The sequence below is a fragment of the Aminobacter sp. SR38 genome, from assembly GCF_014843375.1.
Lineage (GTDB): Bacteria > Pseudomonadota > Alphaproteobacteria > Rhizobiales > Rhizobiaceae > Aminobacter > Aminobacter ciceronei.
In genome coordinates this window covers 203,705-226,425 of the sequence record NZ_CP062113.1, presented here as the reverse complement: position 1 = coordinate 226,425, position 22,721 = coordinate 203,705, and the positions used below count along the sequence as shown (strand labels likewise).

Here is a 22,721-nt window from a genome sequence, read left to right as displayed (position 1 = left end):
AGGGAGTGAGACCATGCAGATGACAAAATGGCTGACCGGAGCCTTAACCGCCGGTCTTATCATGAGCGCCGGAACTGCCATTGCCCAGACCGTCGGCCCGGCCGGTGAGGCAGCAACGCCGAGTTCCGAAGTCACGCTCAGTGACGCTGACATCGCGGCGCTGAAGGACAAGGGCTACAAGGCAGCACTGCTCTGGCACACCTCGTCCGACTTCACCAATGCGGTCGGCCAGGGCGCGACCGATGAGTTCAAGCGCGCCGGCATCGACATTGCCGTGACGACGGATGCCCAGTTCGACGCCGCGCGCCAGCGCAGCGACATCGAGACAGCACTTGCCGCCAAGCCGAACGTCATCCTGGCATTGCCGCTCGATCCGGTGACGTCGGCCGAAGCGTTCCGCCAGGCCGTCGCCGACGGCGCCAAGCTGGTGTTCCTGTCGAATGTGCCAAAGGACTACAAGCACGGTACGGACTACGCCGCGATCGTTACCGACGACCTCTACCAGATGGGCAAGCAGGCGGCCGATGCGTTGGCCAAGTCCATCGGCGGCAAGGGTACGGTCGGCTACATCTTCCACGACGCCACCTACTACGTCACCAACCAGCGTGACCAGGCATTCAAGTCGACCATCGAGAAGGACTATCCTGACATCAAGATCGTCGCGGAGCAGGGCATTTCCGATCCGGCGCGCGCCGAGGAGCTGGCCAATGCGATGCTGCTGAAAAATCCGGATCTCGACGGTATCTACGTCACCTGGGCCGAGCCGGCGGACGGCGTGTTGGCGGCGCTGCGCGGCGCGGGTAACACCAAGACGAAGATCGTCACGCTCGATCTCGCCGAGCCGGTCGCCCTCGACATGGTCAAGGGCGGCAATGTGACGGCGCTGGTCGCCGACAAGGCCTATGAACTCGGCCGCGCCATGGCGGCTGCCGGCATGAAGTCGCTGCTCGGTCAGGAGACGCCGGCCTTCGTCGTTGCCCCGGCGCTGACGGTCACCAAGGACAATGTGTCCCAAGGCTGGAAAGACTCGCTGAACCGCGACGCGCCGCAATCGGTGCTCGACGCAGCGAAGTGACCGCCTGACTGCGGCGGCGCCAGGCCGCCGCAGTCCCGTAACCCGAGTATCGCAGTTTCACGGGAGGAAACCATGCGCATTGCAACGACACTGGCCTTGATGACCGGCCTTCTTGGCGCTCACGCCTACGCGGCAGACGGCGCGACGACAGGACCGCATGGCGAAGGGCCGACGGCCGCAAGCACCGTCACACTGACAGCCGAGGAAGAACAGAACATCAAGGATGGCAGGTTTACCGCTGCCCTCGTCTGGCACGAGATGAGCGAATACACCAATGCGGTGAATGCCGGTGCCCAGGACGAATTCAAGCGCCTCGGCATCGAGGTCGTTGCGCAGACCGATGCCGGCTTTGACGGCGCGCGCCAGAAGGCCGATGTCGAGACGGTGCTGGCCAAGAAGCCATCGATCATCGTGTCGCTTCCGGTCGATCCGGCCAGCGCCGCCGCCGTCTACGATCCAGCCCGCGCCGCCGGGGTCAAGCTCGCCTTCGTCGACAATTCGCCGGCCGGCTACGAACATGGCAAGGACTATGTGACGATCGTTTCCGACGACCTGTTCCAGATGGGCAGCAAGGCCGCCATCGCGATGGCCGACGCCTTGGGCAAGAAGGGCAAGGTCGGCTACATCTTCCATGACGCCGATTTCTACGTGACCAACCAGCGCGACCAGGCCTTCAAGAAGACCATCGAGCAGGACTATCCTGACATGAAGATCGTCGCCGAGCAGGGCATGGCCGATCCCGCCCGCAGCGAGGAGATCGCCCAGGCGATGGTGACGCAGCACCCCGACCTCGACGGCATCTACGTTACCTGGGCTGAGCCGGCCCTGAGCGTACTGTCCGCGCTGCGCTCGGCGGGCAACAGCCACACCAGGATCGTCACCCTCGACCTCAATGAGCCGGCGGCGCTCGACATGGTCAAGGGCGGCAGCGTCGCGGCGCTGATCGCCGACGAGGCCTACAATATCGGCGTAACCGCAGCCCGCTCGGCGGCCGGCGCGATGCTCGGCAAGGAGGCTGCGCCCTTTCTCGTCGTCGATTCCCTAGCCGTCACCAAGGACACGGTGAAGGAGGGCTGGAAGACGTCGCTGAACAAGGACGTCCCGCAATCCATTGCCGATGCCCTGAAATAAGCCACGTCCGGTCGGCTCTCATTCACGGAGATAAATCATGTCCAGTACCAATCAGGGTGCCGCGGTCCGCGCGGCGGGGCTGGCCGGCCGCGTCAACCTGCAGCAATATGTCGTCTACGTCGGCTTCCTGGCGATCTTCCTGTTCTTCGCCATCGTGCTGAAGGACAGCGGGTTCCTGACCGTCCGCAACCTCTCGAACATCGTGCTGCAGACCGCGCCGGTGACGATCATGGCCATCGGCCTCGTCTTCGTCATGTCGGCGGGAGAGATCGACCTCTCCATCGGCTCGACGGTTGCCGTGGCAGCGCTTGCTGCCGCGGTCACCATGCAGGGTTACGGCCTCGTCCCCGGCGTCTTGGCGGGGCTCGGATGCGGCCTGTTGATCGGCCTCGTCAATGGTGTGCTCGTCGCCTATGTCAGGCTGCCGTCCTTCCTTGTCACGCTTGCGACGCTGGGACTGTTTGCCGGTGTGTCGCGATCGATGACAGACCTGCGCAGCATTCCCGTCACTAATGAGGCCTTCACCGGCTTCTTCGGTTCCGGATCGCTGCTCGGCATTCCGTCGCTCATCTGGTGGACGGCGATTGCGGTCGCCTTCGGTCATATCCTGTATCGTGAAACCCGTTTCGGCGCGCATGTCCTGGCGATCGGCGACAATGCCCGGGCGGCCAGTGTTTCCGGCATTTCGGTGCCGAAGATGCGGCTTGCCGTACTGATGATCTCAGGTGCGCTCGCCGGCCTTGCCGGCCTGCTCTATGCCGGTCGCCTGCAAGCCGCGAAATACACGCTCGGCGAGACCGACCTGATGACGGTCATCGCTGCCGTCATCGTTGGTGGCACGCTGCTCAATGGCGGCAAGGGCTCGATCATCGGCGCGCTCGTCGGCTCGCTGATGATGGGCATGCTCAACAATGGTCTCATCCTGATGGGCCTTTCCGTTTCCGACCAGATGATCGTTCGCGGTCTCATCATTCTTGCCGCAGTCGCCGTGTCGCTGCGCGAAAAGTCCCGCTGAGGAGGATCGAATGTTTCTCGACGTCTTGCGCCGGCGCAATCCAGGCTTCGTCGAAGCTGCGCAAAAACTTCACCGCGAGGGCAAGATCCCGGCCAATGCCTATGTGGTCGACCTCGATACGATCGAGCGTAACGCCGGTGTCCTCAAGGACGAGGCGACGCGGCTCGGCCTGAAGATCTTTGCCATGACCAAGCAGTTCGGCCGCTCGAGCTCGGCCTGCCAGGCGATCCTGCGCGGCGGCATCGAGCGTTCCGTGGCCGTCGATATGGCCTGTGCCAAGGCGACCCACAGGGCCGGCCTCAAGCTTGGCCATCTCGGCCATCTCCAGCAGGTCGCCCGCCACGAGGCCAATGGAGCTGCAAGGGTGCTTCAGCCGGATTACTGGACCGTGTTCAATGAGACAAAGGCGCGCGAGGCCGCAGCCGGCGCCAAGGCTGCCGGGCGCGTACAGAACCTGCTCGCCCGCATCCATGCCGAAGGCGATACGTTCTACCGCGGTCACGAAGGCGGGTTCGAGGCGGCCGACGTCGTTGAGGTCGCCGGCATGTTCGACAGCCTTGATGGCGGCCGTTTCGCCGGCATCACCACCTTCCCGGCGCTGCTCTTCGATCACCAGGCCCGCAAGGTCCTGCCGACGCCCAATCTCGCAACGCTGACGAAAACCGCTGAGGCGCTGGCGAGGGTTGGGCGCCGGAATATCGAGGTCAACGCTCCCGGCACGACCTCAAGCGTGCTGCTTGCCGCACTGGCAGAAGCCGGCGCCACGCAATGCGAGCCTGGCAATGGCCTGCATGGCACCACGGCCCTTCATGTCGTGGATGACCTGCCGGAGTTACCCGCCATGCTCTATCTCACCGAAGTCTCCCACCTCTCGGGCGGCAAGGCCTATTGTTTCGGTGGTGGCTTCTACATCGACCCGATTTTCCCGGACTACGACGTCAAGGCCATCGTCTCCGACGAGCCGACGGTCGCGGCAGGCGCCTTGCGCAGCGTCGAAATCCCGCCGCCCTCGGCCATCGACTACTACGCGATGATCGACGCGACCGGCCCTGGCGCGCCAAAGCCCGGCGACACTGCCGTCTTTGGATTCCGCGGACAAGCGTTTGTCACCCGGGCCTATGTCGTCGGTGTATCCGGCATTTCGTCAGGCGTGCCGAAGGTGGAGAGCATCGAGAATTCATTCGGCGAAACCACAGCCTGGCCGATCGAAGAGGGCAGGGCATGAACACGAACGCTGCCGTCAGCGGCCGTCCCGTTCTTGGGCTCAATGACATCCGCAAGACTTTTGGCGGCATCGTCGCCATCGAGAACTTTTCACTGGAGGTCTATCCAGGCGAAATCGTCGCCCTGGTCGGCGACAACGGCGCCGGCAAGTCGACGCTGATCAAGATCATCTCGGGCGTATACCTGCCGACTTCCGGGTCGATCGCCATCGAGGGCGAAACCGTCGCGATGTCCAATGCGACGATGGCGCGTGCACATGGCATCGAGGTCGTCTACCAGGACCTCGCGCTCGCCGACCAGCAGACGGTCTACATGAACATGTTCCTTGGCCGCGAGCCGACGAATGCCTTAGGCCTTCTCGACCGGCGCCGGATGATCGCCGAGACGGAAAAGCTGGTGACGGAACTCGATGTCCGCATCCCCTCCGCGCATTCAACGATCCGCGACCTTTCAGGCGGCCAGCGTCAGGGTGTCGCCATCGCCCGCGCGACGCATTGGGCCAGCAAGCTGATCCTGCTCGACGAACCCACCGCCGCGCTTGGCGTCGCGGAAACCGCCAAGGTGGAAGAGATCGTCGCCTCGCTGAAGACCCGCAACATCGGCGTCCTGATCATCAGCCACAGCCTCGATCAGGTCTTCAAGCTCTCCGACCGCATCTGCGTGCTTCGCCGCGGCAAGCAGATCGGCGTGCGCGAGACCAGCAAGACCGACAAGAACGAGATCATCGCAATGATCACCGGTCTGCAGCAGAGCTGACTGCGCGCCCGGGTTTTGGAGCCGGCAAAGCGAATGACTGAAACTCAAATGTCGCGCCAGATCTGAAATACTCGAGAGCTTGTCGAGCAGCAGGGGAATCTCGCCTGGGCTCCCGCTGGCGACGATCGGTTCTTCCAGAACGCCCCGTCCACGATGCGCCGCTGCGGCTAGAACAAGCTGCCTTGCTGACAGTGTCCCCTCCGGCGGCCGTCCGGATTTGGTGAGGGGCTCCCAGTGTACTCGGATATGCCAAAACCATGGACCCGCGGTGTTGCCGCGGGTCTTTTTTGTGAGCGGTTTTGGCCGCTTGGCGCTGGAACGCACGTTGATGCAGGGCATTGTCGAAATGCTATGCTGAAAGTGCCTGACCAGTTGGGTGCCGACCTGCGGCGACAGCGGATTGTGATCGCCACTTCTCGTATGTCGAGCAGCTACAGGCGCGATGGTGACGAAGTGCCGACTTTGATTTGTCTTGGCCGATTGGCTGGACTATGGATCGGCGATGAACCTGCGCTTCGTCGAAACCTTCGTCTGGGTCGCCCGGCTGGGGAGCTTTCGCGCCGCGGCTGATCGGCTGAACGCGACGCAAGCGGCCGTTTCCAATCGCATCGCCAGCCTGGAAGCGGAGATGGGCTGCGAGCTGTTCGAGCGCTTGCCCGGCGGCGTGCGGCTGTCGACGATCGGGCAGCGGGCGTTGCAGCCGGCCGAGGAACTGCTCAAGGCGGCGACAAGTTTCAAGGTGGCGATCGGCAGCCCGCAGCAGCTGAGGGCAACGGTGACGATCGGCACCATCGATTCGATCGTGCATGCCTGGCTGCCCAACTTCATCGAACGCGTGAAGGAGCGTTTTCCTTCGCTCGGGCTCGATCTCAATGTCGACACGTCGCTGGCGATCGGGCGCGAGGTGAGCGAGCGGCGGTTGGACCTCGCGCTGCTGATGGGCCCGGTGCTGAGCCCGGGCCTCAAGAACATCGACCTCGGCAGCATGGAATGCGTCTGGGTCGCCGCGCCCTCCTTCGGTCTTGGCGACAGCAGGCTCAATCTGGAGGACCTTCGCGCCTATCCAGTGCTGACCTTCTCGCGCAACAGCGTGCCGCATATCTGGCTGCTCCGGCAGTTCGAGGAACTGGGTGTGTCGCCCCCCGTGATCTCCAATTCGAACTCGCTTTCGGCGATGTCGCGGCTCGCCTGCGATGGTGTCGGCGTCGCGTTGTTGCCGCTGCCGCTCGTGGCGCCGATGATCGCGTCGGGCGTGCTGCAGCTGCTCTCGATCACGCCGCAGTTCCCGGCGCTCAAGCTCCATGCCGTCTATGCCGATGATCCTGAAAATCTAATTCCATCAATGCTTTCGGTGATCGCGCGAGAGGCGTCGCTGCACACGATGGGCGTTTCGGCGTAGCCTTGGGTGCACAAGTTTTTTCTATCGGGGACGACAATTCTTTATCGTTTGTCATCACCTCGCCGAGGCCTGACGATACCTCCAGATGAGACTTGGAGGACTTCGATGAAGATCAGTATGGTGCAAATGAATTCCGGTTCCGACAAGGCGCGGAACCTCGACGATGCCGAGCGTTTGGTGCGCGAGGTGGTCGCCGCGGAGAAGCCGGAGCTGGTGGTGCTGCCCGAATATTTCGCCTTCCTCGGCGAGGGTCGCGACGCGGTCCATGGCAGCGGCGAATATTTCCCCGACGGGGCTTCCTACAAGCGGATGGCGTCGTTGGCGCGGGAACTCGGCGTCACCCTGCATTGCGGCTCCATGGTCGAGAAGGCCGGCAACAACCACTACAATGCGACGGTCGTGTTCGGGCCGAAGGGCGAGGAGATCGCCAAATATCGCAAGATGCACCTGTTCGACATCGACACGCCCGGCGGCGTCTCCTACCGCGAGTCCGATACGATCAGCCGCGGCGAAGACGTGGTGACCTACAAGGTCGGCGACACGACCGTCGGCTGCGCCATTTGCTACGACATCCGCTTCCCCGAGCTGTTCCGTGCCCTGCGCGACAAGGGTGCCGACGTCATCGTCCTGCCGGCCGCCTTCACGCTGATGACGGGCAAGGATCACTGGGAGCTTTTGGCCCGGGCCCGTGCCGTCGAAACCCAGACCTATTTTGTCGCCGTCGGCCAGACCGGCGCCCATGCCGAAGGCAAGAAATGGTGCTGGGGCCATTCGATGGTCATCGACCCCTGGGGCCTGATGGTCGCCCAGTGCTCCGACGGCGTTGGTTCGGCCACCGCCACGGTCGACCTGAACCGCGTCGCCAATGTTCGCCGCGACGTGCCAGTCGCCCAGCACCACGTCCTCTAAGGAGCTGCCCCCCAATGTTCGTCGTCAATGCCATGCCGCAGCAGATCGCGCCTGACCTCATCAAGAAGATGGAGCATGTCGAGACAGCTACCGTCGGCCACTTCCTGCATTCGGGCTTCATGGATCGCGAGCTGCGCGCCGTGCTGCCGGAGAAGCGCATCGCCGGCACTGCCGTGACCGTGCGCCTGCCTCATGCCGACTCGACCATCCTGCACTATCTCACCAAGCTGGTCCGTCCGGGCGATTTCGTCGTCGTTGACCGTTGCGGCGACAACAAGCACGCCTGCTGGGGCGGCGTGGTGACTCATTCGATGAAGCTCGGCGGCATCGTCGGCGCCGTCATCGACGGCCCGGCGACGGACTTCTCGGAGATCCGTCGGGTCGATCTGCCGATGTGGTGCCGCGGCCCGTCGCCGATCACCACAAAGATCCTCGGCCTCGAAGGCGCGATCAACGTGCCGGTGTCGGTCGGCGGCCAGACGGTCAACCCGGGCGATGCCATCATCGCCGACGAGAGCGGCGTCCTTGTGCTCGATCCCGCGAAGGCCGAATGGGCGGCCGACAAGGCCATCGGCATGCAGCAGAACGAGCTCGTCCTGCTCGAGCGGCTGCGCAACGGCGAGAAGCTGCCGGACATCTCAGGCGCCACCAGGATCGTGGACGCCTCGGCCGCCTGACGCGGCCCAATATCGACAAACGGGAACAATTTCGGTTCAGGAACGGAGGAATATCTGATGACTGCATTCAAACGCGCCGCCGGCGTGAGCCTGACAGCGCTTGCCATGTCCATCGCCGCATCGGCGGCGATGGCCGACACGGTGGTACTCACCGCCTATTCGGGCATCTTCCAGGAAAACTACGTGAAGGCCGTCGTCGAGCCCTTCATGAAGGCCAACCCCGACGTCAAGGTCGAGTTCTACGGCATGCCGAACTCGGCCCAGATGCTCGGCACGCTCCGCGCCCAGGTCAGCGCGCCGCAGATCGACATCGCCATCATGGACGTCTCGGTGGCCAAGGCTGCCACCGATGAGGGCATCTTCGCCCCGATGGACGAGACCGTCACCAAGCACCTCGCCGACCTCTACCCGCAGGCCAGGGCCGACGGCGTCAACGCCGTCGGCGTGACCTTCGACAACCTTGTCTTGCTCTACAACACCGACAAGGTGAAAGAAGCACCGACCTCCTGGAATGCGCTGTGGGACGCACAATACGCCAAGCAGGTCTCCATCCCAGCCGTGCCTGACATCCAGGGCACGACGCTGACCATCATTACCGACAAGATGGCCGGCGGCACCGACTACATCCAGAGCGTCGACGCCGGCATCAAGCGGCTCGAGGAACTGGCGCCCAATGTCCAGACCTGGGAACCGCGCCCCGACGTCTACCAGCCCATCTCCAGCGGCACGGCTGCCATCGGCATCGGCTGGAACGCACGCGCCCAGGTCTATTCCGACCTGTCGGCCGGCAAGCTCGGCGTCGTGCTGCCCCAGGAAGGCAGCGGCTTCCAGATCAACGTCATCGGCCTGGTCAAGGGCGGGCCAGCGAGCGAAAGCGCCAAGAAGTTCGTCGACTATGCGCTGAGCCCGGAGGCCCAGGCGGCGTTCACCGAACAGATGTTCTATGCGCCGACCAACGCGAAGGCCGCCGCACTGATCTCGGAAAAGGCGCTCGAACGCACGGCGGCCGGCGTGATGGACAAGATGATCGCCATCAACTGGCTCGAGGTCGCCAAGATCCGCGAGGCCATCACCGAGCAGTGGCGCCGCCGCGTCATCCCGCTCAGCCGCTGATGTTGGTTCGGGAGTCGCACATGCCCGTCTCTTCCGCCCCCGAAGAGCATCTCAGGCTGCAAAACATTGGCGTCAGCTTCGGCAACGTCAATGTCATCCCGTCGCTCGATCTTTCGGTCCGCAAAGGTGAAATGGTTGCGTTCCTCGGCCCGTCCGGCTGCGGCAAGACCACGACGCTCAGGATCATCGCCGGGCTCAACACGCCCTCCCGTGGCCACATCGTGGTGGGAGGGCGCGACATCACGCGCCTTCCCATCCATGACCGCGACATTGGCATGGTGTTCCAGAGCTACGCCCTGTTCCCGCACATGAACGTCTCGCGCAACGTCCAGTTCGGTCTGCAGATGCGCAATGTCTCGGGACGCGAGGCGGAGGAGCGGGCAGGCCGGGCGCTCGAAATGGTGCAACTCAGCCATCTCGCCCACCGCAAGCCCAAGGAACTTTCGGGCGGCCAGCAGCAGCGCGTAGCACTTGCCCGTGCGCTGGTGATCCAGCCGTCGATCCTTCTGCTCGACGAGCCGTTGTCCAATCTCGACGCCAAGCTGCGAGACGAGATGCGCGTCCAGATCCGCGCCCTGCAGCAGGAGAGCGGCATCACCGCGGTGTTCGTCACCCATGACCAGGTTGAGGCGCTGTCGATGTGCGACCGCGTCGTTGTCATGCGAAACGGTCATGTCGAGCAGTTCGGCACGCCGACCGAGGTCTATGAGCGGCCGGCAACGGCCTTCGTCGCCAACTTCGTCGGCCGCACCAACAAGCTCAAGGGCAAGATCGGGTCGGATGGCGTCCTCTCGGCTGCCGGACAACAGCTCCGCTCCGCCACCACGGTCGCCCCCGGGGCTGTCGAGGTCCTCGTGCGGCCGCACCGGATCCATCTCCAGGGTCAGGCGGGCGACACCAGGGAAGCCGACAACAAGGTCAAGGGCACAGTGTCGGGCCTCACCTTCGTCGGCGACCTCGTCCAGTACGGGGTTCGTGTCGGCGACGACGAGATCGTGGTCGAAGAGGCGACGCGGCGCGAGCGCAGGCCGGTCGGCGTCGGCGACAGTGTGGTGCTCGGCTGGTCGGCCGAGGACACGCTGGTCTATCCGGGCGGCGGCCAATGAGCGCGGCAGCCACCCTCCCGCGCCAATGGCGCAACGGCGAACTGGCCGTCATGCTGCTCCTGCCGATCGCGCTGATCAATGCGATCGGTTTCATCCTGCCGGTGCTCAACCTCGCTCGCTATTCGTTCAACAAGTCGCGCATCGGCGGCGGCATCGAGAACGTCTTCACCTGGGACAACTGGGCCGGGCTGCTGAGCGATCCGTTCTATCTCGAACTGGTCTTCAACTCGGTCTGGATCAGCCTCGCCATCACGCTGACGACGCTGGTCGTCTCCTATCCGATCGCGCTTTACCTGCATCGGTCGACCGGCTCGTGGCGGACTTTCCTCACCGTGCTCGTCATCTCGCCGCTGCTTACCTCGGCGGTTGTGCGTACCTATGGCTGGATTGCCATTCTTGTCGACGACGGCCCGGTGGTCAGCGCCATCAAGGGCGTCGGACTGCCGGCGCCCAGCCTGATGTTCAACATCAAGGGTGTCTTCATCGGCCTGACCGAGATCCTGATGCCTTACATGATCTTGGCGCTGATGGCCGGTTTCGGGCGGCTCGACCCGCGCGTTGAGGAGGCCGCGCGGACGCTTGGCGCCACTCCGTCGCGGACCTTCCTGAAGGTGATCCTGCCGCTGACATTGCCCGGCATCGCCCTCGGTTGCCTCTTGTGCTTCGTGCTCGCAGTGTCGTCCTTCATCACGCCCAAGCTGATGGGCGGCGGCCGCGTCTTCCTGCTCGCCACCGAGATCTACGACCAGGCCATCGTGACGCTCAACTGGCCGTTGGCCTCGACGCTGTCGATCCTGGTGCTCATCGTCTTCGGGGCGGCACTCTGGGCATATTCCGCCGTGCTGCGGCGTCTGGACTGAGGAGGGCATCATGGAAATCCACAAGACATCCTGGCCGATGCGCATCCTCGTCTTCGTGCTGTTTGCCTATCTGCTTGCGCCCGTCCTGCTCGTCTTCCCGCTGTCTTTTTCGGGTGACCAGGTGCTGCGCTTCCCACCGACCTTCTGGTCGACGCGCTGGTACGAGGCGCTGTTTGCCAACAGCCAGATGTTGAAGGCGTTCTGGACGAGCCTGTCGCTGGCGGCGATCGTCACGGCGCTGTCGATCGTGATTGCCGTGCCGGCGGCTTATGTGATGACGCGGCTGAAGTTTCTTGGGCGGGATTTTCTGTTCAACCTTTTCACCGCGCCGCTGCTTCTGCCCACCATCGTGCTCGGCCTCGCCATCCTGATCGTCTTTGCCTCCTTCGGATTGCTGGCGACGATGCAGGGACTGGTGTTTGCCCATCTGGTGGTGACACTGCCCTATGCGCTGCGCGTGCTGGCGGTGTCGCTCAGCACCCAGGACAGGGCCTGCGAGGAGGCGGCACGCACGCTCGGCGCCAAGCCGCTGACAGTGTTCTTCCGCGTCACGGTGCCGATGCTCACTCCCGGCATCGTCGCGGCTGCAGCGCTCTGCTTTCTCGTCTCCTTCGACGAGGTGGTGATCACGCTGTTCCTGACCGGCCCGCGCATCAGCACGCTCCCGGTCGAACTCTACAATTATGTCTACAACCAGGCCGACCCGCTGGTGGCCGCAGCCTCGGCGCTGCTGATCCTGCTGACGCTTGGCGTCATCATGGTCGTCGAACGGGCCATGGGACTGGGCAAGGCCTTCGTGAAATAGGTGTCCGGCGGCTGTGACCGCCGGGTTCAACCGGATCAGCTACAACAGGCGGCTGCGCAAGCCGCGCGGCTTCCATCTGCGCAATGCCGCGGCGCATCGGGAATGGAACACGCAGGCCGGCAAGGCGACCTTCGCCGCCGGGCCGCTGCCGGAGGAGACAGTGCATCAGCGCGCCCGCAAGAGCGGTGGACGCTTCGCGCTGTAGACCTTCCGTTCGCACGACCAATACAACACCACCGTCTACGGCCTCGACGACCGCTGCCGCGGCGTCTATGGCGAGCGGGAGGTGATCTTCATTCACCCGGACGACCTCGAGGCGATAGGTGCCCGGGCAGGGGACCGCGTCGATGTCGTCGGTGCGCGTGATGACGGTATCGAGCGCGTCGCCCGCAATTTCCGCTTCGTGCCCTACGACGTCCCGCGCGGTAGCCTTGCCGGCTATTATCCCGAGCTCAACGTGCTCGTGCCGCTCTCCAGCGCCGGCATCGAAAGCGCCACGCCGACATCCAAGTCGATCATGGTGTCGTTCCGGCTCCGCGAGGCCCAGGTGTCGTGAGTGATGGCGCCTTCATGGCGGCAGTGGAGCAGGTCCTGCAGGTATATCCCGATCTGAGCAAACTCCAGGCTGCCGTTGTCGCGGCAGACGAGATGGACATCGCCCATGACGGCCGCAGCTTCGCCCGCATCTTTGGCGTCGCGCACTCGCGGGTGTTGCGCCAGGTAAATGCGTTGGACGAGGCCGGGGCCTTGCTTAGGATCACCAAGCGCGAGCCAAGGACAAGGCGCACGCATTATGTCGTGAGCTTGTGACGGAGACCAAACGCAGCATTCCAATCGCGCGGTGGGGGTGACCACTCAGGATGTCTGCGTCTGGCGCCGGGGAGGCGAGCATTCCGCGATCCTCGCGAAGCGATGCCGGCTTCGACTGGGGCGGGCTAGGTCGCCTGTGCCTAGGTTCCGCTACCGGTTCCATGCCCGTCATGCCAGCACAAACAGCCGCCCTTCACGCGGGCTGGAGACAAGAGTGGATCCATGTCTGTGTGCTGGAAAGCCCCAGTCGGTATCGATGTTGGAAGGCCTGATGGCTTCAAGATGAACGGGCGTTGGACGACAATTCGTAAAGTGTGTCGCCGACCTTGTCGTAGCCCAGAAAATTCAAGGTTTCCTTCATCGAGGCATTTCTTCCAAAGAAACTGGATGGATGGGTTGTGAAAAATGCCAGAGATACTTGGCATTGTACCGAGATTCCCAGCTTCTTCGTCACGGGCATTGACAGCGGAAATCGCTCATGTACTCTCTAATAACAGCTTATATTCCATAAAAATGGAATACGTTAGGGAGGACGTTCAATGAAGCTGAAACTTGCATCCTTGGCTGCAGCACTTCTGCTGGCGCAGTCGGGTTATCTCATGGCGCAAGAAAAGGGCGGCGTGATCAATGTCGCCACCATTGGCGAGCCGCCGACGCTCGATCCGATGACGTCGACTGCCGACCTGGTCGGCATCGTCACGCAGCATATGTTCGAGACGCTCTATACTTTCGACAAGAAATGGACCGTGACCCCGCTTCTCGCCGAGGCGCTGCCGGAGATCGGCGCCGACGGCAAGACCATGACCATCAAGCTGCGCCAGGGCATCAAGTTCCACGACGGCACCGACATGGATTCGGCCGACGTCGTCGCCTCGCTGAACCGCTGGGTCAAGCTCGCCTCGCGTGGCAAGCAGGCCGGCAACTTCATTGCCTCGATCACTGCGACCGATCCGTCGACCGTCACCATCGCGCTCAAGCAGCCCTATGCGCCACTGGCCTCGCTGCTCGCCTTCAACAACTCGGCCGCGATCATCATTCCGTCCGAGAAGCAGGCCGACACGATGGCCGAGTTTGTCGGCACCGGCCCCTACATGCTGAAGGAGCGCAAGGCCGACCAGTACATCCAGCTCGTGCGCTACGACGGCTACACGGCGCGATCGGAAGCGAGCGACGGTTATGGCGGCGCTCGCCATGCCTACCTCGACGAAATCCGCTTCGTGCCGGTGCCCGACGCCAACACCCGCGTTGAGTCCGCCGTCTCGGGCCAGTACGATTATGTCGACGCTTTGCCGGTGGAATCCTTCGACAAGCTGAAGGGTGCTGCCGCGACGCAGCCGATCGTGCTGAAGCCGTTCGGTTATCCGGTGTTCGTCTTCAACACGGCCGAGGGATCGGCGAAGAACGTCGAAGTCCGCAAGGCGATCCGCCAAGCGCTCAGTATGGAAGACATGCTGGCTGCGGCTTTCGGCAGCACCGATTTCTACGGGCTCGAAGGCAACATCTATCCGGCGAGTTTCTCCTGGAGCACCGATGCCGGCGTTGAAGGCAACTACAACGTCGCCAATCCGGAAGGCGCCAAAGCTGCTGCGGCGGCTGCCGGCTACAAGGGCGAGCCTGTCCGTATCCTGACCAGTCGCCAGTACGAGTTCCACTACAAGATGGCGCAGGTCGCTGCCGAGTATCTCAAGCTCGCCGGCTTCAATGTCGATCTGCAGGTGGTGGATTGGGCGACGCTGACCCAGCGCCGCGCCGAGAAGGGCCTTTGGGACATCTACATCACCCACAGCCCGTTCCTGCCGGAGCCGGCTCTGATCGGTTCGCTGTCGACGACGGCGCCCGGCTGGTGGGACACGCCGGAACGCAAGGCAGCGGTCGATGCCTTCACCGCCGAAGTCGACCCGGCCAAGCGTGTGGCCCTCTGGGCCGACGTGCAGAAGGTCATCTACGGCGACGTGCCCTTCATCAAGATCGGCAACTTCAACGCCGTGGGCTCGATTTCCAACAAGCTCCAGGGCGTGGATCCCGCTCCGTGGCCTTATTTCTGGAACGCTTCGATCAAGAAGTAAGACGCTGACAACAGCGGGCGCCGATCAGACCGGCGCCCGCCCATTGCCGCGAAGCCAACGCGGATACGGGACCTGCCATGATACGCTATATCCTTCAGCGCATCGCCGGAATGATCGTCGTGATGTTCATCGTCGTGACGATCGTTTTCGTGATCGTGCGCGTCACACCAGGCGATCCGGCCGCCGTCATGCTGGGGCCCGATGCCACGCCCCAGGACATAGCGGAGCTCAGGACGCGCCTTGGCCTCGATAAGTCGATTTTCGTCCAGTATTTTCTCTATGTCGCCCAACTGTTGAAGGGCGATCTCGGCCACTCGATTTTCCTCAATATGCCAGTGTCTGCAGCCTTGATGGAACGCGCTGAGCCAACCTTCTTCCTCACCGTCTTTTCGCTGTCCATCGCCTGCGTCATCGCTCTGCCCATCGGTATCTATGCCGCCTACCGGCGCGGGTCCTTCATCGACCAGGCCTCGACGCTGCTTGCCATGCTGGCTGCCAGCATCCCGAGCTTCTGGCTGGGCCTGATCCTGATGCAGGTGTTCGCGGTTCGCCAGCAATGGTTTCCAGTGTCCGGTTACGGCGGGCCGGATGCGGCGTTTCTCGACAGGATGTACCATCTCACCTTGCCCGCCGTGGCACTCGGCCTGGTGTCGTCGGCGCTGATCCTGCGCTTTACCCGCGCCTCGATGCTGGACGTTCTGGGCGACGATTACATCCGCACGGCGCGTGCCAAGGGCGTCGTCGAGCGGCGCGTTGTGCTGAGACACGCACTCAAGAACGCCTTGATCCCGATCCTGACGGTGGTCGGGTTGACCGCCGCCGTGCTGATCTCAGGTGCTGTCGTCACCGAAACGGTCTTCGGCCTACCTGGTGTCGGCAACCTTGTGGTCTCGGCGGTGCTGAGGCGCGACTATCCCGTCATCCAGGGTGCACTGCTGGTCATTGCCGGCCTCTATGTCCTCATCAACTTCGCCATCGACATGCTCTATCTGCTGGTCGATCCAAGGGTGCGTTACTGATGACCGATCTCGCTTCCGCATCCTTGCCGGCCCCGGAGCCGAAGTTCCTGTTCCTGCGCCGACTGTTGAAGCGCAAGACCGTCGCCTTTGGCGTCATCGTGCTGGCGGTCTTTGTCCTGCTTGCCCTGCTTGCGCCTTGGATCGCGCCTTACTCGCCGTCCAAGCTTTCCATCGTCAACCGACTGAAGCCGCCGAGCGAGATGTTCTGGTTCGGAACAGACGAATTCGGCCGCGATATCTTCTCGCGCACCATCTATGCGGGACGGCTGTCGCTTTTGGTCGGTGCTGCGGTGGTCACGCTGTCAGCGCTCATCGGCGTGACGCTTGGCTTGCTTGCAGGCTTCTTCCGTTCGCTCGACACGCCGATCGCGCGGCTCATCGACGCCATGATGGCATTCCCCGACATCCTGCTGGCGATTGCTCTTGTTGCAGCACTCGGCCCGTCGCTGGTCACGGTGATCGTGGCGCTGTCGATCGTCTATGCGCCACGGCTGGCGCGCATTGTTCGCGCCTCGACGCTCGTCATTCGCGAGCTGCCTTATGTCGAGGCGGCGAAGTCGATGGGCATCTCGACCTTCCACATCATGACACGGCACGTGCTGCGCAACCTGGTGTCGCCGATCCTGGTGCAGGGCACCTTCCTGTTCGCCAGCGCCATGCTTGCCGAGGCTGGCTTGTCGTTCCTGGGGCTGGGCGTCAGCCCGGAAATCCCGACCTGGGGAACCATGATCGCCGGTGGACGCCAGTATATCGGCCAAGCCGACTGGATGACCTACTTTCCCGGCTTCGCCATCATTCTCTCGGTGCTGTCGTTGCAGCTGGTTGGCGACGGCCTGAGGGACATGCTCGACCCGAGACTGCGAAAGGACATGTAAGATGGCAGCCACAGCAACGGGCAAGCCCCTTCTCATTTCCAATGTCAGGCCTGTCGCCCTTGGCGACAGCACGTCGCTGCCAACCGACATACTGGTGGGGGCGGATGGCATGATCGCAGCCGTCGGACCGTCGCTTCAGGCGCCAGAAGGCGCGGAACGTATAGACGCCAGGGGAGCCTGGATTTCGCCGGGCTGGGTCGATCTGCACGTCCATGTCTGGTACGGCGGCACCGACATCTCGATCCGGCCGTCCGAATGCGGGGTCGAACGCGGCGTGACGACGCTGGTCGACGCCGGTTCAGCGGGTGACTCCAATTTTCACGGCTTTCGCGAATATATCATCGAACCCGCGCGCGAACGCATCAAGGCATTCCTCAATCTCGGGTCCATCGGCCTCGTCGCCTGCAATCGTGTTCCGGAGCTGCGCGACATCAAGGACATCGATCTCGACCGCATCCTGCAGTGCTATGCCGACAACAGTGAGCACATCGTCGGCATCAAGGTGCGTGCAAGCCACGTCATCACGGGGTCATGGGGCGTGACCCCGGTCAAGCTCGGCAAGAAGATCGCCAAGATCCTGAAGATCCCGATGATGGTCCATGTCGGTGAGCCGCCGGCCCTTTATGACGAGGTGCTGGAGATTCTTGGGCCCGGCGACATCGTCACCCATTGCTTCAACGGCAAGGCCGGGTCGAGCATCATGGAAGACGAGGACCTGTTCACGCTCGCCGAGCGTTGCGCTGCCGAAGGCGTGCGGCTCGACATCGGCCATGGTGGCGCGTCGTTCTCGTTCAAGGTCGCCGAGGCCGCGATCCAGCGCGGATTGATGCCGTTCTCGATCTCGACCGACCTGCACGGCCACTCGATGAATTTTCCGGTCTGGGATCTCGCGACGACGATGTCCAAGCTGCTGTCGGTCGGCATGCCGTTCGGCAGGGTCGTCGAAGCCGTCACCCATGCGCCGGCCTCGGCGATCAAGGTGGAAATGCCGAAATCGATCACTGTTGGTGCGCGTGCGGATTTCACCATCTTCGATCTCGTCGACGGCGACCTCGAAGCCACCGATTCGAACGGCGACACCTCACGGCTCAAGCGCCTGTTCGAACCGCGTTACGCAATCATCGGATCGGAGGCCGTTGCCGCCAGCCGATACGTGCCACGCGCCCGCAAGCTCGTGCGTCACAGCCATGGCCTGTCGTGGCGCTGAAACATGATCCCAGAGACTGGACCTGAATTGACCGCCTCCCAAGCCATCGCCGCCTCCGCAACCGCAAGTCCTGCCGACCGCCTGATCATGCTGGGTGTCCAGCTTCCGCCGGCACCGCCGCCGGTCGCCAACTTCGTCACCCATGTGCGCGAGGGTGACATGCTCTATCTCTCGGGGCAGGGGCCTCGCGAGGCGGATGGCAGGTTGTGGACGGGCAAGGTCGGCGAAGGTGTCAGCGTCAGCCAGGCCTATCAGCACGCCCGCCTTGTCGGGATCAACCTGCTGGCGGTGATGCAGGAAGCGCTCGGCGATCTCTCGAGGGTCAAGCGCGTCGTCAAGCTGCTCGGCATGGTCAATGCGTCGCCTGATTTTGAAGACCACCCACAGGTCATCAACGGATGTTCTGATCTCTTCATCGATGTGTTCGGGGAGGCCGGTCACCACGCGCGCTCGGCCGTCGGCTTCGGTTCTCTGCCCGGCAACATCACGGTGGAGATCGAAGCGATCGTGGCACTTCGGAGCTGAGCGATGACGCTAGCGGTTGCGCCAACCCATCGAGGTCTCGATCCGCTCGGCGGAGGCGCGCACGCGGTCTGTGTAGTGGCTCTCGTCGGACAGGACCTTCTGCTCCGGCAGCACGATGGAGATCGTCGCGACGCATTTCCCGTCGCGGTCGCAGACCGGCGAAGCAATGCAGGCCACCGCATAGTCGGATTCCGCGATCTGCATCGAAAGCCGCTGCTGGAACGCCTTGCCCGCGGCGGCCGAAAGGGCAGTCGCATCCACTTCTGCACGACCGGTCGGCGACATGCGGGCGCAACGCTTGAAAAGGTCGATGCGCTCGGCTTCGGGCAGATGGCCGACGAGCAGCCGGCCGGATGCTGTCCAGTTCAGCGGCACCCGCGTGCCGACACGGGAGGCGACCTGGAACGGGCTCGGGCCGTCGGCCATGGCGAGCACCAGCATGTGGTCGCCTTCACGGCCGCAGAGCTGGACCGTTTCGCCGACGTCGCGGCAGAGATCGTGCATCTCGCGGTTGGCGACGCCCATGAAGTCGAGCGAGCGCGCATAGGCGAGGCCATAGTGGTAGAGCCGCGCGCCAAGCCAGATGGAACCATCGGGGCTGCGGGCCAGCATGTTCTTCTCGACGAGATCGTCGATGATGACGTAGACGGTCGACAGCGGCGCCTTGATCGCCTTGGCGATGGCATAGGCGCCCGCCGGCTCGCCGGTTTCGTAGAGATAGTCGATCACCTGCAGGGCGCGGTCGATGCCCGAAACCCGAGAACGCCTGGCGCCGTTTGCCGACGTCGGTTCGTCAGTCGCATCAGTGGATTGAGTTATCGCGTCCAAGGGCGTGCTCCTGATAGTCTGGGTAATCTATTACATTATTATGGCATATCTTGTCGAGCCGAAAGCCGACGCTTGCCGATGCACGGGAGAGGAAAATGACCGAAGACGTCCGCCGCAAGCTCGGCCTGCGACCGGTGATCAATGTGTCGGGAACGATGACGAGCCTCGGCGCCTCGATCGTCGTGCCGGAAGCGATCACCGCGATGGCCGAGATCCTGCCGCAGTTTGTCGAGATCAACGATCTCCAACGCAAGGCAAGTGCGGTCATCGCCCGCCTCACGGGCGCCGAAGCCGGCTACATAACCGCGTCGTGCTCGGCCGGGATCTCGCTCGCCGTCGCCGGCGCCATGACCGGTGACAACCTGCTGGCGATCGAACGTTTGCCGGATCAGACGCCTGCCAGGAATGAAGTAATCATCCAGATGGGGCACATCGTCAGCTATGGCGCGCCTGTCGATCAGGCCGTCCGCCTTGCCGGGGCGAAGCCGGTCATCATCGGACAGGCGACATCCACCCACCGTTTCCACATGGAGAATGCGATCACCGACAAGACGGCGGCGGCTGTCTATGTCGTATCGCACCATGTCGTCGACTACGGCCTGCTCAACCTGCTCGAATTCGTCGAGATCGCACATGCCAGGGGCGTGCCTGTCATCGTCGACGCGGCGTCCGAGTATGATTTGCGCATCTTCCTCGCCCAGGGCGCCGATATGGTTCTCTACTCCGGTCACAAGTTCCTGAGAGGGCCGACGTCCGGCATCGTCGCCGGCAAGAAGGAATTGGTCCGACACGCCTACCTGCAGAACCTAGGCATCGGCCGCGGCATGAAGGTCGGCAAGGAAAGCGTCTATGGCGCCATGGCCGCATTGGAAGCCTGGGAGAAGCGCGACCACGCCGGCATCCGTGAACGCGAGACCGGCTATCTCAGGCTGTGGAAGGAGACGCTCGACGGCCGCTCCGGCGTCAACGCCGTGATCGAGCCGGACCCGACGAAGAACCCGCTCGACCGGCTGCGCGTCAACATCAGCGCGCAGGAGGCGCATATCACGGCCTGGGATCTGGCATCTGCGCTGGCGGGCGGCGACCAGCCCATCATCGTGCGTGACCACGAGGTCGAGCATGATTACTTCTACCTCGACCCCTGCAACCTGCATCCGGGCCAGGAGACGATCGTCGCCCGGCGCCTGGCCGAGGAACTCGATAGGGCACGCGCCTCCAACGAGATCATCGCCACGCCGTTCGAGAACCGCAGCCGTCACCGCTTCGACGGCCTGCTGCGCTGGCCGGATTGAGCGCGCAGCCTGTCGATCAGGTCAGGGAGGAGAGATAATGAGCGTTCAGGAAAACAGCCTTGGCCAGACCGTCGATCCGGTTCTGTCGGTGCAGAAACTCACGACCTCGTTCATGGTCGACGGCGAATGGAAGCCTGTCGTGCGCGACATCTCCTTCGATGTCGCGCCCGGCGAAACCGTTGCCATCGTCGGTGAATCCGGGTCGGGCAAGAGCGTGACGTCGCTGTCGATCATGCGCCTGCTGCCGCCCGACACAAGCCGCATCGAGGGCAGGATCGTCCTCAACGGCCGGAACCTGACCGACCTGCCCGAAGACAAGATGCGGCAGGTGCGCGGCAACGACGTCGCGATGATCTTCCAGGAGCCGATGACGAGCCTCAATCCGCTCTTCACCATTGGGGACCAGATCTCCGAGGCGCTGCTTTGCCATAATGCCATGTCCTTCGCCGACGCCAGGGCCGAGACCATCCGGTTGCTGGAAAAGGTGCGCATTCCCTCTGCCGCCTCGCGCTTCGACGAGTATCCGCACCGGTTTTCGGGCGGAATGCGTCAGCGCGTGATGATCGCCATGGCACTGGCCTCGCGCCCAAAACTGCTGATCGCCGACGAGCCGACGACGGCGCTCGACGTCACCATCCAGGGACAGATCCTCGACCTGATCAAGATGCTGCAGGACGAACAGGGAACGTCGGTGCTGTTCATTACCCACGACATGGGCGTGGTGGCGGAGGTGGCCGACCGCACGGTTGTGATGTTCCGCGGCGATCAGGTGGAAACCGGTGCCACCGCCGACATCTTCCATCGCGGCAAGCACCATTACACCCGCGCGCTGCTCTCCGCCGTGCCGGTGCTCGGTTCGATGAAGCAATACGACCGCCCGCTCCGCTTTCCCATCGTCAACACCTCGACGGGCGAGTGCACACTGCCCGTGGAAAAACCCGATACGGTCGTTCGCGACAGACCGGTCCTGCAGGTGAAAAACCTGGTCAAGCGCTTCGACATCCCTACTGGCTTGTTCGGCCGGATCGGCGGGCGTGTGCATGCGGTGGAGAACGTTTCCTTCGACCTGTTTGCCGGCGAAACGCTGTCCCTGGTCGGTGAATCCGGCTGCGGCAAGTCGACCACCGGCCGCGCCATCATGCGGCTGATCGAGCCGACCTCGGGCGCGGTCAAGATCGACGGCAAGGACGTCATTGGCATGGACAAGCACGAGATGCGGCAGATGCGCAAATCCGTGCAGATGATCTTCCAGGACCCGTTCGCCTCGCTCAATCCGCGCATGACGGTCGGCCAGGCGATTGCCGAGCCCTATCTCGAGCACAGGATGGGCACGGCAAAACAGGGGCGCGAGCTGGTCGCCGATCTGCTCAGCAAGGTAGGCCTGTCGCCTGACATGGCGAGCCGCTATCCCCACGAGTTCTCCGGCGGCCAGCGGCAGCGCATCTGCATTGCACGGGCGCTGGCGCTCGAGCCGAAAGTCATCGTCGCCGACGAAAGCGTCTCGGCGCTCGACGTCTCGGTCAAGGCGCAGGTGATCAACCTGATGCTCGACCTGCAGCAGAGCCTTAACTTGGCCTTCCTGTTCATCAGCCATGACATGGCGGTGGTCGAGCGCGTCAGCCACCGCGTGGCGGTGATGTATCTCGGCGAAATCGTCGAGATCGGCCCGCGTGCGGCAGTCTTCGGCAATCCGCAGCACGACTACACCAAGCGTCTGCTGGCGGCTGTGCCGGTTCCGGACCCCGATCGTCGCCACGAAAAGCGCATGTCGGCCGCGGACGAACTGAAAAGCCCGATCCGTGCGCCGGACTACCAGGTCCCGCTGCGCCAGTTCCGGGAAGTATCAGGCGGCCATCTGGTGGCGGTCTAGCCTGACGACGTCGAGGGCGGCAAGCGCGGGGAGATTGCGCGCAATGCTCTTGGAGCGGGCCTCCGACCTCAACAACTGATCGCTGACTGCGGAAAGCGAATGGCTCGCGCCGTTCTGGCTCCATTCTGTGGGGCAAAAATGGCTGTGCGCTTTCTGCCG

At 63.4% G+C, this 22,721-nt stretch carries 21 protein-coding genes and 1 pseudogene; 21 read left to right on the top strand and 1 reads right to left on the bottom strand.

All coding sequences use genetic code 11. The features are described 5' to 3' along the window. The first annotated feature begins 19 nt into the window (after window positions 1–19). The 19 genes and pseudogenes from IG197_RS28995 to IG197_RS28905 all read left to right on the top strand — a co-directional run bounded on the left by IG197_RS28995 (window position 20) and on the right by IG197_RS28905 (window position 18,572). Window positions 20–1,075, top strand: coding sequence for a substrate-binding domain-containing protein (locus IG197_RS28995; RefSeq protein ID WP_192320658.1), 1,056 nt, complete (start codon window positions 20–22; stop codon window positions 1,073–1,075). A 72-nt stretch (window positions 1,076–1,147) separates the two neighbouring features. Continuing rightward, window positions 1,148–2,206, top strand: coding sequence for a substrate-binding domain-containing protein (locus tag IG197_RS28990; protein WP_192320572.1), 1,059 nt, complete (start codon window positions 1,148–1,150; stop codon window positions 2,204–2,206). A gap of 37 nt (window positions 2,207–2,243) precedes the next feature. Then, window positions 2,244–3,221 (top strand): ABC transporter permease, encoded by a 978-nt coding sequence (locus IG197_RS28985; protein ID WP_067967298.1) that lies wholly within the window; start codon window positions 2,244–2,246, stop codon window positions 3,219–3,221. A gap of 10 nt (window positions 3,222–3,231) precedes the next feature. Continuing rightward, window positions 3,232–4,446, top strand: a complete 1,215-nt coding sequence (locus tag IG197_RS28980; RefSeq protein ID WP_192320570.1) for an alanine racemase — start codon at window positions 3,232–3,234, stop codon at window positions 4,444–4,446. After that, window positions 4,443–5,201: an ATP-binding cassette domain-containing protein gene (locus tag IG197_RS28975; protein WP_192320568.1), complete on the top strand. Its 759-nt coding sequence runs from the start codon at window positions 4,443–4,445 to the stop codon at window positions 5,199–5,201. The genes IG197_RS28980 and IG197_RS28975 overlap by 4 nt, the downstream gene beginning before the upstream one ends. Window positions 5,202–5,703: 502 nt before the next feature. Then, window positions 5,704–6,600: a LysR family transcriptional regulator gene (locus tag IG197_RS28970; protein WP_067968402.1), complete on the top strand. Its 897-nt coding sequence runs from the start codon at window positions 5,704–5,706 to the stop codon at window positions 6,598–6,600. Window positions 6,601–6,705: 105 nt separating this feature from the next. Further along, window positions 6,706–7,509 carry a carbon-nitrogen hydrolase family protein gene (locus IG197_RS28965; RefSeq protein WP_154384453.1) on the top strand — a complete coding sequence of 268 codons (804 nt, stop codon included), beginning with the start codon at window positions 6,706–6,708 and terminating at the stop codon, window positions 7,507–7,509. A gap of 14 nt (window positions 7,510–7,523) precedes the next feature. Next, entirely contained in the window at window positions 7,524–8,186 is a 663-nt protein-coding gene (locus IG197_RS28960; protein WP_192320566.1) for an RraA family protein, read from the top strand. A 57-nt stretch (window positions 8,187–8,243) separates the two neighbouring features. Further along, a complete protein-coding gene (locus tag IG197_RS28955) occupies window positions 8,244–9,299 on the top strand; it encodes an ABC transporter substrate-binding protein (RefSeq protein ID WP_192320564.1) in 1,056 nt (351 codons plus the stop codon). Continuing rightward, entirely contained in the window at window positions 9,299–10,405 is a 1,107-nt protein-coding gene (locus IG197_RS28950) for an ABC transporter ATP-binding protein (RefSeq protein WP_192320562.1), read from the top strand. Before IG197_RS28955 ends, IG197_RS28950 begins: the two co-directional genes overlap by 1 nt. After that, the gene (locus IG197_RS28945) at window positions 10,402–11,265 is read left to right on the top strand and encodes an ABC transporter permease (protein WP_192320560.1); all 864 of its coding nucleotides are present in this window, start codon (window positions 10,402–10,404) and stop codon (window positions 11,263–11,265) included. Before IG197_RS28950 ends, IG197_RS28945 begins: the two co-directional genes overlap by 4 nt. Before the next feature lie 10 nt (window positions 11,266–11,275). Then, a complete protein-coding gene (locus IG197_RS28940; RefSeq protein WP_192320558.1) occupies window positions 11,276–12,070 on the top strand; it encodes an ABC transporter permease in 795 nt (264 codons plus the stop codon). A gap of 40 nt (window positions 12,071–12,110) precedes the next feature. Continuing rightward, window positions 12,111–12,626: pseudogene (locus IG197_RS28935) on the top strand (molybdopterin dinucleotide binding domain-containing protein); the annotation flags it as partial. Next, window positions 12,623–12,880, top strand: coding sequence for a hypothetical protein (locus IG197_RS28930; protein ID WP_192320556.1), 258 nt, complete (start codon window positions 12,623–12,625; stop codon window positions 12,878–12,880). The pseudogene IG197_RS28935 and the gene IG197_RS28930, both read left to right, overlap by 4 nt. Window positions 12,881–13,419: 539 nt before the next feature. After that, complete coding sequence (locus IG197_RS28925; RefSeq protein ID WP_192320555.1) at window positions 13,420–14,946, top strand: ABC transporter substrate-binding protein; 1,527 nt, start codon at window positions 13,420–13,422, stop codon at window positions 14,944–14,946. 77 nt (window positions 14,947–15,023) lie between these two features. Then, complete coding sequence (locus IG197_RS28920; RefSeq protein WP_192320553.1) at window positions 15,024–15,965, top strand: ABC transporter permease; 942 nt, start codon at window positions 15,024–15,026, stop codon at window positions 15,963–15,965. Continuing rightward, window positions 15,965–16,840, top strand: coding sequence for an ABC transporter permease (locus tag IG197_RS28915; protein WP_067967330.1), 876 nt, complete (start codon window positions 15,965–15,967; stop codon window positions 16,838–16,840). Before IG197_RS28920 ends, IG197_RS28915 begins: the two co-directional genes overlap by 1 nt. 1 nt (window position 16,841) lies before the next feature. Continuing rightward, window positions 16,842–18,047, top strand: a complete 1,206-nt coding sequence (locus IG197_RS28910; protein WP_192320551.1) for an amidohydrolase/deacetylase family metallohydrolase — start codon at window positions 16,842–16,844, stop codon at window positions 18,045–18,047. Between the two features lie 87 nt (window positions 18,048–18,134). Further along, window positions 18,135–18,572, top strand: a complete 438-nt coding sequence (locus tag IG197_RS28905) for a RidA family protein (protein ID WP_067968411.1) — start codon at window positions 18,135–18,137, stop codon at window positions 18,570–18,572. Between the two features lie 9 nt (window positions 18,573–18,581). Here IG197_RS28905 and IG197_RS28900 read toward each other — a convergent pair whose 3' ends face one another. Then, complete coding sequence (locus IG197_RS28900; protein WP_154384458.1) at window positions 18,582–19,400, bottom strand: IclR family transcriptional regulator; 819 nt, start codon at window positions 19,398–19,400, stop codon at window positions 18,582–18,584. 95 nt (window positions 19,401–19,495) lie between these two features. Here IG197_RS28900 and IG197_RS28895 point away from each other — a divergent pair, with 95 nt between their 5' ends. Together IG197_RS28895 and IG197_RS28890 are read left to right on the top strand one after the other, a co-directional pair. Next, window positions 19,496–20,692, top strand: a complete 1,197-nt coding sequence (locus tag IG197_RS28895; protein ID WP_192320550.1) for an aminotransferase class V-fold PLP-dependent enzyme — start codon at window positions 19,496–19,498, stop codon at window positions 20,690–20,692. 37 nt (window positions 20,693–20,729) lie between these two features. Further along, window positions 20,730–22,562, top strand: coding sequence for an ABC transporter ATP-binding protein (locus tag IG197_RS28890; RefSeq protein ID WP_192320548.1), 1,833 nt, complete (start codon window positions 20,730–20,732; stop codon window positions 22,560–22,562). Window positions 22,563–22,721 lie beyond the last annotated feature (159 nt).